Here is a 13,831-nt window from a genome sequence, read left to right on the forward strand (position 1 = left end):
TGTGGCGAGGGGATTTATCGAAACGTCGCACCGCCCCGCTGGGCTGCGAAGCGGCCCCGCTGTTTACCATTTAAACCGAGTTGCGCGATTTTACGACTGCTGCGCAGCCGATCGGGGATAAATCCCCTCACCACAAGAGCCCTCTCATCACAGGGTATTCGTGTGGTCTCAGCGAATTGAACAGGAGTTTCACATGGCGAAGAAACCCAAGGCAGCCACCTTTATCAAAGACCCGCTCTGGTACAAGGACGCGGTGATCTATCAGGTTCACGTCAAATCGTTTTTCGACTCCAACAACGACGGGATCGGCGACTTTCCCGGCCTGATCGCCAAACTCGATTACATTGCCGAACTCGGCGTCAACACCATTTGGCTTTTGCCGTTCTACCCGTCGCCACGCCGTGATGACGGCTACGACATCGCCGAATACCGTGGCGTCCACAGCGATTACGGGACCATGGCCGACGCCAAGCGCTTTATCGCCGAGGCGCACAAACGTGGGTTGAGGGTCATCACCGAGCTGGTCATCAACCACACCTCCGATCAGCACCCGTGGTTCCAGCGCGCGCGCAAGGCCAAGCCCGGCTCGGCAGCGCGGGACTTTTATGTGTGGTCGGATGACGATCAGAAATACGATGGCACGCGGATCATTTTCCTCGACACCGAAAAGTCCAACTGGACCTGGGACCCGGTCGCCGGCCAGTACTTCTGGCACCGTTTCTATTCGCACCAGCCAGACCTGAATTTCGACAATCCGCAAGTGATGAAAGCCGTGCTGTCGGTGATGCGTTACTGGCTGGACATGGGCATCGACGGCCTGCGCCTCGATGCGATTCCGTACCTGATCGAACGCGACGGCACCAACAACGAAAACCTGCCCGAGACCCACGACGTCCTCAAGCAGATACGCGCCGAAATCGACGCCAATTACCCCGATCGCATGCTGCTGGCCGAGGCCAACCAATGGCCGGAAGACACCCAGTTGTACTTCGGCGACACCGATGCCGCAGGCCTGAATGGCGACGAATGCCACATGGCGTTTCACTTCCCGCTGATGCCGCGCATGTACATGGCGCTGGCCCAGGAAGATCGCTTTCCGATCACCGATATTCTGCGGCAGACCCCTGAAATTCCCGCCAACTGCCAATGGGCGATTTTCCTGCGCAACCACGATGAACTGACGCTGGAGATGGTCACCGACAAGGAACGCGACTACCTGTGGAATTATTACGCCGCTGACCGCCGCGCGCGCATCAACCTCGGCATTCGTCGGCGTCTGGCGCCATTGATGGAGCGCGATCGCCGTCGCGTCGAGCTGCTCAACAGCCTGCTGCTGTCGATGCCGGGTACGCCGACCCTGTATTACGGCGATGAAATCGGCATGGGCGACAACATCTACCTCGGCGACCGCGATGGCGTGCGTACACCGATGCAATGGTCGATCGACCGCAACGGTGGTTTCTCCCGCGCCGATCCGGCGAGTCTGGTGCTGCCGCCGATCATGGACCCGCAATACGGTTATCTGTCGGTCAATGTTGAAACCCAGGCCGGCGACCCGCATTCGTTGCTCAACTGGACGCGGCGCATGCTCGCCGTGCGCAAGCAATCCAAGGCGTTCGGCCGTGGCACGCTGAAAATGCTCTCGCCGAGCAACCGGCGGATTTTGGCTTATACCCGTGAATTCACCGACGCCGACGGCAAGCACGAAATCATTCTCTGCGTGGCCAACGTGTCGCGCAGCGCGCAAGCAGCGGAGCTGGACCTGTCGGCGTATGTCGGCATGGTGCCGGTGGAAATGCTCGGCGGTAACGCCTTCCCGCCCATCGGCCAACTGAATTTCCTTCTGACTCTCGCGCCGTACGGCTTCTATTGGTTCGCACTGGCGACGGAAAACCAGATGCCGAGTTGGCACGTGGAACCGGCGCAGAGCCTGCCGGACTTCACCACGCTGGTGCTGAAAAAACGCATGGAAGAACTGCTCGAAACGCCGTCCCGCGCGACGCTGGAGCAGGGCATTCTGCCGAGCTGGCTGCAAAACCGGCGCTGGTTCGCCGGCAAGGACGCGGCTATCGACAAGGTCAATCTGGCCTATGGCGTGCGTTTCGGCGATGCGGAGCATCCGGTGCTGCTCAGCGAAATCGAAGTCACCAGCGGTGGCCAGACCAGCCGTTATCAACTGCCGTTTGGCTTTATTGCCGAAGATCAGGTCGGCGCGGCGCTGCCGCAACAATTGGCGCTGGCCCGTGTCCGCCGCGTGCGTCAGGTCGGCTTGATCACTGATGCCTTCAGCCTTGAGGCGTTTATCCGCGCTGTCCTGCAGGGCATGCAAAACAACACCGTGCTGGAATCGTCCGAAGGCGAAATCCGTTTCGAACCGACGCCGCATCTGGACAAACTCAACCTGGGTGGCGAGTCCGAAGTGCGTTATCTGTCGGCCGAGCAATCGAACAGTTCGGTGGTGATCGGCAACAGCCTGGTACTTAAGCTGATCCGCAAAGTCGCTTCTGGCGTACACCCGGAACTGGAGATGAGCGCTTACCTGACCGCTGCCGGATTTGCCAATATCTCACCGCTGCTCGGTTCGGTGATTCGCCGCGACGGCAAGGGCGAGGACAACCTGCTGATGATCGCCCAAGGCTATCTGAGCAATCAGGGCGACGCGTGGGAATGGACGCAGAACAACCTCGAACGGGCGTTGCGCGACGAACTGGCCGATGCCATGTCCGAGCAGGATCAGCACTACAACGCGCTGGGCGAATTGAAGGACTTTGCCGGGATGCTCGGCCAGCGTCTGGGGGAAATGCACCAGGTGTTAGCGGCGCCGACCGATAACCCCGACTTTGCCCCGCAAACCAGTACGGCCAAAGATATGCAGGCCACTGGCAAGGATGTCGCCGGGCAGGTCGAGCATGCGTTGAAGCTGCTCAAGCAGCATCAGGGCGAGCTTAGTTCGGCGGATCAGAAACTGGTCAAGCGACTGGTCGACGAGAAAAAAACCATCCTGGCCCATGTGCAGGATCTGGCGAAAAAAGCCGTCGGCGGTTTGCGTATTCGCGTGCATGGTGACCTGCACCTGGGGCAGGTGTTGGTGATCAAGGGTGATGCCTATCTGATCGATTTCGAGGGTGAACCGGCGCGGCCATTGAGCGAACGGCGTGGCAAGCACAGCCCGTACAAGGATGTCAGCGGCGTGCTGCGATCCTTCGATTACGCGGCGGCAATGACCATCAACGTACACAACGTCGATCACAGTCCTGAGTCCGAAGCGTCCCGTCATCGTGTGGCCGAGCGATATTTGCGTGAGGCCCGAGAGGCATTTGTTCAGGCATATCGCCGGGCGGCAGCTAGTCTTGATCATGCCTGGCAAGATCCTGACGGTGCCGACGCCGCGCTGGCGTTGTTCGGTCTGGAGAAGGCGGCCTATGAAGTGGCCTATGAAGCCGAAAATCGCCCGACGTGGCTGCCCGTGCCGTTGCACGGTTTGTATGGGTTATTGACGGGGCTTAAACCCTTTTCCGATCTTGGTGGAGAGTAGTCATGAGTTTCTCGAACAAGGAACAGGGTCAGGTCAAAGAAGCATTGCTACCGTCAGCCAGCGATATTGACGCGCTGGTACGTGCGGAACATCCAGACCCGTTTTCCATTCTTGGCCCGCACGGCGATGGCGCCGGCGGGCAGTTTATCCGCGCCTATTTACCGGGTGCGCTAAGCGTTGTGGTGCTGGACAAGGCGTCCGGCGAAGAGCGCGGCCCGTTGGAGCAAAGTGAAACGCCGGGATTGTTTGTCGGTCACTTCGATCAGGCGCGGCCGTATCTGCTGCGCACCCGTTGGGCCGGCGGCGAGCAGGTGGCGGAAGATCCCTACAGCTTTGGCCAGTTGCTCGGTGAAATGGATTTGTATCTGTTCGCCGAAGGCAATCACCGCGACCTCAGCGCCTGCCTCGGCGCACAACTGACAACTGTCGATGGCGTTGATGGCGTGCGCTTCGCCGTGTGGGCGCCGAATGCGCGGCGAGTGTCGGTGGTCGGTGATTTCAACGTCTGGGACGGGCGCCGGCATCCGATGCGTCTGCGCCACCCATCCGGGGTCTGGGAGCTGTTCATCCCGCGCCTGCAAGCGGGGGAGTTTTACAAATACGAAATCCTGAGTGCCCAAGGGATTCTGCCGCTCAAGGCTGACCCGATGGCGCTGGCCACCAGCCTGCCGCCGGACACGGCGTCGAAAGTCGCCGCGCCGCTGCAAGTCGACTGGCAGGATCAGGACTGGATGAACGGCCGCCGCGAACGGCAGAAACATTCCGCGCCGCTGTCGATCTACGAACTGCATGCCGGTTCATGGCAGTGCGAACTGGATGATCTGGGCGAAGTCGCGCGTCAGTACACCTGGCCGGAACTGGCCGAACGCTTGATTCCATATGTGAAAGAACTGGGCTTCACCCACATCGAATTGATGCCGATCATGGAACACCCGTTCGGTGGCTCATGGGGCTATCAATTGCTCTCGCAATTCGCCCCGAGCGCGCGTTATGGCACGCCGGAGCAATTCGGCGAATTCGTCGACGCCTGCCACCGCGCCGACATCGGCGTGATTCTCGATTGGGTGCCGGCGCATTTCCCGACCGATACCCATGGACTGGCGCAATTCGACGGCACGGCGCTGTACGAGTACGGCAATCCGCTGGAAGGTTTCCATCAGGATTGGGACACGCTGATCTACAACCTTGGCCGCACCGAAGTGCATGGCTACATGCTCGCGTCGGCGTTGCACTGGTTGAGGCATTTCCATATCGACGGCCTGCGGGTCGATGCAGTGGCCTCGATGCTCTATCGCGACTATTCGCGCAAGGCTGGCGAATGGGTGCCTAACCGCCATGGCGGGCGGGAGAATCTGGAGGCCATCGACTTTTTGCGTCATTTGAATGATGTGGTCGAGCTGGAAGCGCCGGGCGCGCTGGTCATCGCCGAGGAATCCACGGCGTGGCCGGGCGTCAGTCAGAGCACGCAGCAGGGCGGACTGGGCTTTGCCTACAAATGGAACATGGGCTGGATGCACGATTCGCTGCACTACATTCAGCAGGATCCGGTGTACCGCGCCCATCACCACAACGAATTGAGTTTTGGTCTGGTCTACGCCTGGTCCGAGCGTTTCATTCTGCCGATTTCCCACGATGAAGTGGTGCATGGCAAACACTCGCTGATCGACAAGATGCCCGGCGACCGCTGGCAGAAGTTCGCCAACCTGAGGGCCTATCTGAGTTTCATGTGGACCCATCCGGGCAAGAAACTGCTGTTCATGGGTTGCGAGTTCGGCCAGTGGCGCGAGTGGAATCACGATCAGCAACTCGATTGGTATCTGCTGCAGTATTCCGAGCACAAAGGTGTGCAGAAACTGGTAGGCGACCTCAATCGCCTGTACCGCGAATTGCCCGCGCTGCACGATCAGGACGACGCACCGCAGGGTTTCCAGTGGTTGATCGGTGACGATGCGATCAATAGCGTTTATGCCTGGCTGCGCTGGAGCAAGGACGGCGAACCGGTGCTGGTGGTGGCCAACTTCACGCCGGTGCCGCGCCAGTCGTATCGGGTCGGCGTGCCGTTTGCCGGGCGCTGGACTGAATTGCTCAACAGCGATGCCGACACTTACGCCGGCTCCAACTATGGCAACGGTGGCGGGGCGTTTACCGAGGAAGTGCCGAGCCATGGTCAGGCGTTGTCGCTGGAGTTGAATCTGCCGCCGTTGGCTGTGTTGATCCTCAGACCTGGGGGGTGACTTGAAAAAGATCGCAGCCTGCGGCAGCTCCTACATTGGAATGCATTTCCCTGTAGGAGCTGCCGCAGGCTGCGATCTTTTGATCTTTTGATCTTTCCTACCACCTCATCCGCACGCCCATACTGCCAATCAAGCCATTCAAATCATTGTCATCGACATCACTGCTGTAATCGGCGCTGACATACAGACTCACGGCCGGCGTCACCCGCGCCACCAGACCCAAGCCCAACTCGACGGTCGAGGACTTGCGGCTGCTGCTGATCTTGTCGACCTGATCCAGTGTCACCGTGTTGCCGGTATACACCGTGTGCCAGAGGTTGGTGCGCACGTAGGGTTCGACCGGCAAGCCATTCAAGTCATAACTGCCTTTCAAACGCGCACCGACGCGCCCGCTCCAGGAGGTCACATCCGTGGAAGAGGCATTGCCAGAGCCCGCGTAAGGGGTGTCGAGGGTGATGCGCTGATTGATCAGTTGCGCTTGAGGTTCCACCACCCAGTTTTCGCTCAAGCCGATCGGGTAGCCGCCTTCGACCGAGAAAGTCATGGCGCTGCCTTCGGTGGCTTGCCGTGCTCCTTGTTCGTTGCGGCTAAAACCGCTGACCCGGCCACCACTGGCTGACAAGTCGACGTGCCAGCCCTGCGCGCCCGTCAGGCTGTAATACGCACCCAGGCTTTGGCCCTGGAGGTTAAGCGTATCGGTGGTCGGGTCGCTGAGGGCACGGCTGGTGATCAGCCCGTTGCCATTGGCTTGAATCTGGTTCTGACCGCCGATGAGTCCTATGGTCTGGGTAGGCCCATTGCCGCTTCGCAGGGTAAGGACGGCGGGACCTTTGAAATGACCGCTGCCAGGCGTTGCGAAGCTTGAGGACAGCACGTCGGTTTGCGCCTGTCGGGCACTGCGCCCGTAAAGCTGCTCCCAGGCGCCCGGGGCGAGATCTTCTGTGATGAAGGTGGCCCCTCGCAGGTCCGGGCGCGGGTTAATGCGTTGCGGACCGGGCGTGATCACTGTCGCGGGCAGGGTCATGACCGGTACGTTCTCTCGATACCACGGGGTGGTTTCATCCGCCGCAGGGCCGGCCTGCGCCTCCATGGATGAACACAGCAAGAGAGAACTCGACACTGTGCAGAAGCTTATTTTGATCTCGTGTGTGTGGAATGAAGTTTTCATGGAGGTCTACCTTGCAAGCGCATGTGGCATCTCGATATGGCGTCTCTCCTACCCCGAACGAGGGGCGACCGAATGGAGCGGGGCGAACCGTGGCCGCTCGATTTCGCGAGTGTCCTGAGGGTCGCCCCGGAAGTAAATCTCGGGGTAGTAAGGTAGAGATAAGAAGAGCTGTGCCCGTGCGTCAAGAAATTGAACGATGAGCGGTAGTGGTAAATCGGGATTCGCAAGCGTTTGTTTTTCTGTACATAACTAAGTGTTTGTTTGTATGGAAAAACGCCATGAAAGCCCCGCGCCAGAGGTGTTTTATTACCGACGGAAGGTCTACCAGCTAATCCGGATTCCCAGGTTCCCCGTCACGCCGCGCAGGTCATTGCTGTCAATATTGCGGCTGTAATCGGTGCTGGCGTAAACGCTGACGGCGCGGTCAAGGGTGACTACCACACCCAGTCCGAGATCCGCCGTTGAGGACTTCTGTTCAGTGCTGATCACATCGCTGTCGCCAAAGGTTACCGAGTCGGTGCCGGAAAACGTGTGCCACAGATTAGCCCGCAGGTAGGGTTCTACCGGTAAGCCGCTGACTTCATATCGACCCTTGATCCGCGCGCCGAGCCGGCCGGTCCACGCACCGTCGGAGTCGAACGACACACGCGAAATGCCGTCGTCCTGACTGTCGAGGGATATTTTCTGGTGAATGACCTGTGCTTGCGGTTCGACCACCCAGGTATCGTTAATTGGCAACGGGTAGCCAGTCTCTGCCGACACGGTCAGCGCATGCCCGCGATTGTCCAGTTTTACGCCTCGATCAGAATGGTTATCGCCATCGAAGCGTGTGCCCATGACCACGGTATCGATGTACCAGCCATAGGGATCGGTCAACGTCCAGTACAGGCCGTAGCTGTCGCCTTCAAGTTTGATTTTGCCGGCGCTGTTGCCCTCGAAACCTTCATTGAAACCATCGACGTCTCCTTTTAAACGGCTATGGCCGACGAAGAAACCGATGCGTTGGGTCTGGCCGCCGGAGGTCTGCGAGCCGTACAGGTCGGTGCCGACTTGAAAGCCATTGAGCGACCCATCCAGACGCGGGGTGACGGTGCCGGCCCAGGTCTGTTCGAGGTTCTTGCCATAGACCCGGCCCCAACTTGCGCCGAACGCGCCAGTCTCGCTGAGCAGGCGCTGGTCGCCCTGACGATCATGGAAAGTACCCAGCGCATTGAGGGTCAGTTGCGCCGCGGCAGGCGGAAGCACCGACCAGGTCGGAACTTCCGGGCGGTACAGAGGAATCGGCGCGGCACCCGCCACGGCGGCGGGCAAAACCGGCAATGGTGGACTGCCAGTCGGAGCCACGGCCGCGATCGGCGTGGCAACCACAGGCACCAGAATCGGCGGCAAGCTCGGATCAGGGTTAGGCACACTCACCACTTGCGGTGCGACGACGGCCGAGCGCAAGTACCAGCTGTTTTCCGTGCCGGCAGTCACGCCGCCCTTGAACAGGTAGTAGTCGTAGGCCCCGGCGGAGACAGGGCCGTTCAGGGTAAAGGCATTATCGGCGCTGACCGTGCTGCCTTGCGCCTGCACCAGTTGAATGCCGTTGACCTGAGTCAGCGCGCCCAACCCGCCAAGATTGGTGACGCTGATCACTGTCCCGCCACTCAGGCTGCCGTTATTGACCACCAGTTTGTCGCTGGGCGAGTCGTCGCCTGCGACCACACTTTGCAATAACAACTGACCACTGTTGCCGACGTAGTTGCCTTGTACGGTGAGCGTGTCGTCGGTGCGGCTGTTGCCCTGAGTCATGTCAATGACACCTGCGTTGTTGAACGTCACCGCTTGCCCGGCCACGGCGGGAGACACCGAGCCTTGCGTGGACAGCACGACGCTGCTGGCATCGACGTTCAGCACGCCACTGCCGGTTCCGGCATCACCCAGCACAAGGTTGCTTGAGCCAAGGTCCAGTTGCGAGCCGTTGCTCAGGTTGACGGTTTCCCAATTACTGAAGCGCGCGGGCAGGGCGGTGCGGGTGTTGTCGAAGGTCAGCACATCGTTGCCGACGCCGCCATCAACGTTGGGCGTGAGTGCGAGAATGCTGTCATCGAGGTTACGCAGGGTGGCGCTGTCATTGCCGACGTCCATCAGGATCGCCGAGCGGATGATGCCGCCTCCGTCCCATAGCAAGCGGTCATCACCGGCGCTGGCGCGGATCTCGCCGACGATTTCCCCACCGGTCACGGTAATGCTGTCGTTGCCACCGCTGACACTGACGTTGCCGCCAATCCGGCCGCCCGAAACGATGATGGTTTCGGTGCCGAATCCGGTGACCAGATTGCCGATGATCTGCCCGCCGGACAGGTCGAAAATATTGTTGTCGAGCTTCATGTCGACCCGGCCGATGGTGCCGCCGGTCATGCGCGCGACATCGCCGTCCTCGAAGGCTGCAACGATGGTGCCGCCGGTCATCAGGAACGTGTCGCGACCGTCACCCTGAGCAAGAAATCCCAGTGAGCCGCCCGTCATGACGAAGTCATCGATGCCCTCGCCTTGGTTGACGGCGCCAGTGATGACGCCAGAGTTTATTTCGACCCGATCAGTGCCTGCACCAAAGGTCACGCTGCCGTTGATCTGGCCGCTGCCATTGGCGGGGAGGGTCAGGCTGTTGTTACCGGAGAGGTCGGTCAACGGGCCGCTACTGCCACTGTCGCAAGTGTAGGCATCGTTCCCTGCGCCGGGCGTCAACACACACGCCGACCAGGCCGGTGGACTGGCGAGCAGCACCAGGGAGCCGGATAAAATAAAGGTGTGCGGCAAAATTCTCAGAGATCTGATAGATCGCATCACGGCAATTCCCTGGTTTAGCCATTGGGGAATTCATCCTTGAATGGGTGCTTGATCTATATGCCTCTGAAGCTAATGAACTACGTGAGATCTGTACCCTAACGTTTTGAAAGTGCCAATCCTTCAGCTTTTTAAGGTGTAGTTGTTTTTTCGCGATGATCAAAGACTTCTGACAGACGGTCTTAGTGCAAGCAGTGTCAAAGATGCACCTCAACCGCCAGCGGCAAGTGATCCGACAGGTGCGTCCACGGCTTGTTGCCGAGAATCTGCGGGTCATGACTGCTGGCGTTGCGCAGGTAGATTCGGTCCAGACGCAACAATGGAAACCGTGCCGGATACGTCTTGGCCGGACGCCCGTGATGACGTTCGAAGGCTTCGTGCAAATAGTCGCGGCGGGCGAGGGCAGCGTTACCCTGAAGCTGCCAGTCGTTGAAATCGCCGGCAATAATCACTGGCGCATCGTCGGGCAGTGACTCAAGCAACTGACAAAGCAGTTGCAACTGCAATTGGCGATGGCTTTCCAGCAGACTCAAATGCACGCAGATTGCATGGACTTCGGCATGTCCCGGCACGTCCAGCACGCAGTGCAACAAGCCACGGCGCTCGGGGCCGGTGATCGACACGTCGAGATTGCGGTATTCGCGAATCGGGTATTTCGACAGTAATGCATTGCCGTGGTGGCCATCGGGATACACCGCGTTGCGCCCGTAGGCAAAATCGCTCCACATGCTGTCGGCGAGGAATTCGTATTGCGAGGTTTGCGGCCATTCGTTGTAGCGATTCGAATGCCGCTCGTGCTCACCCACGACTTCCTGCAAAAACACCAGATCGGCCGACGTGCTGCGCACCGCTTCGCGCAGCTCCGGGAGGATGAAACGCCGGTTGAGCGCGGTGAAGCCCTTGTGGGTATTAACCGTCAGCACGCGCAGGCGATGGATGACGGGCGCGTCGACGGCGTGACGCTTGGGATCGCTGGACACGGTTACTCCTCTGAATCCTGAGTGCGTATTCATGCGACTGATGGGTGGGGGTGGCGGTTCCGTCTGAATCAACACAGCCAACGAGTGTAGGAGCTGTCGAGTGAAACGAGGCTGCGATCATTTGATCTTGTTGTTCAGGATCAAAAGATCGCGCCCTTCGGTAGCTCCTACATCAGACGCGCAATCGAATCTGCCGCCCCAACACATCCATCACATCACAGCCATCGCGCAGCAACATCGCCGCCGCGTGGGCCAATTGCTGCACATCGGCACCCTTGGCTGACGAGATATCCAGGCTGGCGAGGCTTTCCATCATCTGTGTCACCGCCAGAAAACGACTGGCCGCACTGGTGTGCAACACATCCAGCGGCGCTTGGGTGGAAACGAGCAGGACGGGAATGCTGTCTTCGTTGTGGGTCATCGAGATGTGCGAATTCATGCTTCACCTCCGGCGCGTGCAGCGTGCAAACCATCAATCGACGCCTGCACTAACGCACGTGCGCTGCCGAGCATCTGCTGACAGGCCCAGTTCAACGAACCGCTGTGTTCCGGGCGGGTGGCGGTAGGGGCTTGATGGGCGAGGGCTTCGGCGCAGCTGAGGTAGACGGCGGCGTGTTCGAGGGCGTCGAGCAAGGGGATGCCGGGCTGGACGGCGAAGAGGTGATGGTCGACGTGGTCGCAGTGGGCGAAGGGGGTGGAGGTTGTGGTTGGATAGGTCATGGGTGCAGCCTCTTGGAAGTCAGAGAACTGCCACTTCATCGCCGTCAAACGAATAGGTGGCAACTGTGTGCAGGTTGACGGACCGGTCCAAGACACCCGGCGCACCCGAAGATGCCCCGCACACAGTCACCATTGAACAGTGCGTCGGGCACACAAGTGCGCGCGCACATTTGAGAGCAATGTGCGTCTTGGACATTCCGAGCCGTCAAACCCGATCACGAATGAGTCGTGACGGACGCGAGGATAGGGAGTGAGGCCAAACCCGTCAACCACCGCAAAGCTCAGAGCGCAACCCCGATCTCTTTTAGGCTCGCTGCAGGTGAAAAGGGCATAGATCCTTGTAAAACGTTGCAGTCCCCATTACGCACAAGCATCCCGACAACACCTATGCCGGGCCTATCAGCCGGGGCTTCACTTTTCTGGGAAAGCGTTACCCAATAGCTTCCTATGTTAGTTTCTGTTCAGCGAAAGAACGCCAGCTTTAGGAGCAAGCCTCATCCGCTTCCCGGGCGAGGAAGTAGATGAGGTGGATTAACATTTTTTCGTATTAACCATTGGCTATTTACTGACGCCCGCCGCCTCACTTAAAAACACACGGTGGGTCCTGGCCAGACTACTTCCATGTCGTTCGTCCAGGAAGAATTGGGTGGTACTACTTGCCATTTCGGGCCGGGGCCTTGGTCGAATAGATAACGGATTTGATAATTGGGGCGGCCGTTGTTCTCACCATCGCGTATCGGTTGATGTCCGGTGAGTACGGGGTTGAAGTGGCCAGTCCATGATTTGTATTTGATAAACAACGGCATGTCACCATCAGTGAGTAATGTACCCCCTATGGATACCCTCCAGTTGTATGCTTGGGGGTGGGATAGGTGAGTAAGATTCACTCGGGGTTTGAATACATTACTCACCCTTACCTCGAAACTTGCGGTGCGTTCCAGACTATCGGTCACAGTGATACGGGTCATGCCGTTCCACTCGCTTCGCACGAGCCCTGTCGTCGCCTCTACCGATGCGATGCCACTGTCATTTGACCGATAAGTGTACGGGGGGACGCCACTCGACGGGCTTCGGAGTGCGGTGGTTCCTGCCGGGTCCTGTCCGGTACGGGCCCACGTGAGACCGGTACCCTCGATGGAAAGATTGCGGCCAGATATCACCATAGTTGAGGTGTCCACTATCAGCTCGGGAGCCACCGCCAGCGCCCTAGCTTCCGATTCCTGCTCGGAACCGTACAGCGCCTTGGCTTTGAAGCTGTGTTCCCCGACGCTCAGACCGGTCACGGTGTGTGTCCAGATGCCTGTTGTCAGGTCGGCGATGGGCTGACCTTTGGGTGTTGTGCCGTCAAATACCTCGACCTTCTGGCCCTTGGCGGCACTGCCAGTCAGGATCACTGCGGTTTCCTCCGTAGTGCCGTTGGGTGGGATTTCGACGCCGCTCGGTGAGCCTTTGACTGAGGTGATTTCTGGTTTCACATCCTCCACAGCCTTGACGGTATAAGTGCGTTGCGGAAAGGTCACCGCCTTGGCTTCATCGGTGTCGCCGCCGTAACCAACCTTGAACTCGATCCGCAGCCGTGCGCCATTAGCCAGTTTCTTGAGCTCGACCACGGGTGTATACGGATGCATACCGCCGGGCACACCTTCGGGTGGTACTGATTGCCCGTTGTAGGTCACGCTGATCGGTGTGGGATTGCCATCGACAAAGTAACGCAGCCAGATCGGTTGCCCCTCTTTGATCAGCGGCCAGGCGTCAATCCGGGTGAGGGGTTGAACCGGCAGGGTGTTGACGTCCAGTTCGGTAGTGGTGTTGCCATTGATGATCGGGCTGGGTAGCCGCGTATCTTCATTCGCAATCGGCAACACACTCAGAACCAGCGGATCCGATGGTGTGTCATTGCCGGTCACGATGTAGGTCACCGTCACCGTTTTACCAAGGTTGAAGGCCACCACCGCATTACTTAACGGGATGTTCAGATTCCCTTGCGTGTTCACATTGATGGGGCCGACGGTCTGGCTGCCCGAACCGGCGGTGCCGGCCCAGGTCACGGTGACCTGCGTGCCGATCATGTTGGGGTAGGCTGGAATCACGGCCGTCAGGGCGTCCTTGGCGGCGAACGGGTCGAGGCTGGTGCCGTTGGGCGCTTCCTTGATGCCGGGCGCGGTGAGGTCCAGTGCTGCCCGAACGATATAGACGCGATCTGGAAAGGTCACCGCCTTGGCTTCATCGGTGTTGCCGCCGTAACCAACCTTGAACTCGATCCGCAGCCGTGCGCCATTAGCCAATTTCTTGAGCTCGACCACGGGTGTATACGGATGCATACCGCCGGGCACACCTTCGGGTGGTACTGATTGCCCGTTGTAGG

8 protein-coding genes are annotated in these 13,831 nt (G+C 59.3%); 2 read left to right on the forward strand and 6 right to left on the reverse strand.

The annotated features are described in order from the left end of the window. Positions 1-193 precede the first annotated feature (193 nt). Together treS and glgB are read left to right on the forward strand one after the other, a co-directional pair. Positions 194-3,535 (forward strand): maltose alpha-D-glucosyltransferase, encoded by a 3,342-nt coding sequence (treS, locus tag ACIOVB_RS04085; RefSeq protein ID WP_401265057.1) that lies wholly within the window; start codon positions 194-196, stop codon positions 3,533-3,535. 2 nt (positions 3,536-3,537) lie between these two features. Beyond that, on the forward strand, positions 3,538-5,769 hold the full coding sequence (glgB, locus tag ACIOVB_RS04090) for a 1,4-alpha-glucan branching protein GlgB (RefSeq protein WP_401265060.1): 2,232 nt from the start codon (positions 3,538-3,540) through the stop codon (positions 5,767-5,769). 97 nt (positions 5,770-5,866) lie between these two features. Here the strand turns inward: glgB and ACIOVB_RS04095 are convergent, their stop codons facing one another. From ACIOVB_RS04095 to ACIOVB_RS04120, 6 genes are all read right to left on the reverse strand, one after another. Next, complete coding sequence (locus tag ACIOVB_RS04095) at positions 5,867-6,937, reverse strand: autotransporter domain-containing protein (RefSeq protein ID WP_401265063.1); 1,071 nt, start codon at positions 6,935-6,937, stop codon at positions 5,867-5,869. Between the two features lie 321 nt (positions 6,938-7,258). Then, positions 7,259-9,766, reverse strand: coding sequence for an autotransporter outer membrane beta-barrel domain-containing protein (locus tag ACIOVB_RS04100; protein WP_401265065.1), 2,508 nt, complete (start codon positions 9,764-9,766; stop codon positions 7,259-7,261). 197 nt (positions 9,767-9,963) lie between these two features. Beyond that, complete coding sequence (locus ACIOVB_RS04105; protein WP_258674479.1) at positions 9,964-10,746, reverse strand: endonuclease/exonuclease/phosphatase family protein; 783 nt, start codon at positions 10,744-10,746, stop codon at positions 9,964-9,966. A gap of 172 nt (positions 10,747-10,918) precedes the next feature. Next, on the reverse strand, positions 10,919-11,185 hold the full coding sequence (locus ACIOVB_RS04110) for a short-chain dehydrogenase (RefSeq protein WP_401265068.1): 267 nt from the start codon (positions 11,183-11,185) through the stop codon (positions 10,919-10,921). Then, entirely contained in the window at positions 11,182-11,466 is a 285-nt protein-coding gene (locus ACIOVB_RS04115; RefSeq protein WP_401265070.1) for a DUF3077 domain-containing protein, read from the reverse strand. Before ACIOVB_RS04115 ends, ACIOVB_RS04110 begins: the two co-directional genes overlap by 4 nt. Before the next feature lie 584 nt (positions 11,467-12,050). After that, the coding region (locus tag ACIOVB_RS04120; protein ID WP_401265072.1) for a hypothetical protein at positions 12,051-13,831 on the reverse strand (1,781 nt) is incomplete at its 5' end.

The organism is Pseudomonas sp. NPDC087639 (genome assembly GCF_044743385.1).
In the GTDB taxonomy this organism is placed as follows: Bacteria; Pseudomonadota; Gammaproteobacteria; order Pseudomonadales; family Pseudomonadaceae; genus Aquipseudomonas.

What these genes read in the sequence shown, in the direction of transcription:
- treS (WP_401265057.1), top strand. Translation starts at nt 194, where the DNA reads ATGGCGAAGAAACCCAAGGCAGCCACCTTTATCAAAGACCCGCTCTGG.
- glgB (WP_401265060.1), top strand. Translation starts at nt 3,538, where the DNA reads ATGAGTTTCTCGAACAAGGAACAGGGTCAGGTCAAAGAAGCATTGCTA.
- ACIOVB_RS04095 (WP_401265063.1), bottom strand. Translation starts at nt 6,937, where the DNA reads ATGAAAACTTCATTCCACACACACGAGATCAAAATAAGCTTCTGCACA.
- ACIOVB_RS04100 (WP_401265065.1), bottom strand. Translation starts at nt 9,766, where the DNA reads ATGCGATCTATCAGATCTCTGAGAATTTTGCCGCACACCTTTATTTTA.
- ACIOVB_RS04110 (WP_401265068.1), bottom strand. Translation starts at nt 11,185, where the DNA reads ATGAATTCGCACATCTCGATGACCCACAACGAAGACAGCATTCCCGTC.
- ACIOVB_RS04115 (WP_401265070.1), bottom strand. Translation starts at nt 11,466, where the DNA reads ATGACCTATCCAACCACAACCTCCACCCCCTTCGCCCACTGCGACCAC.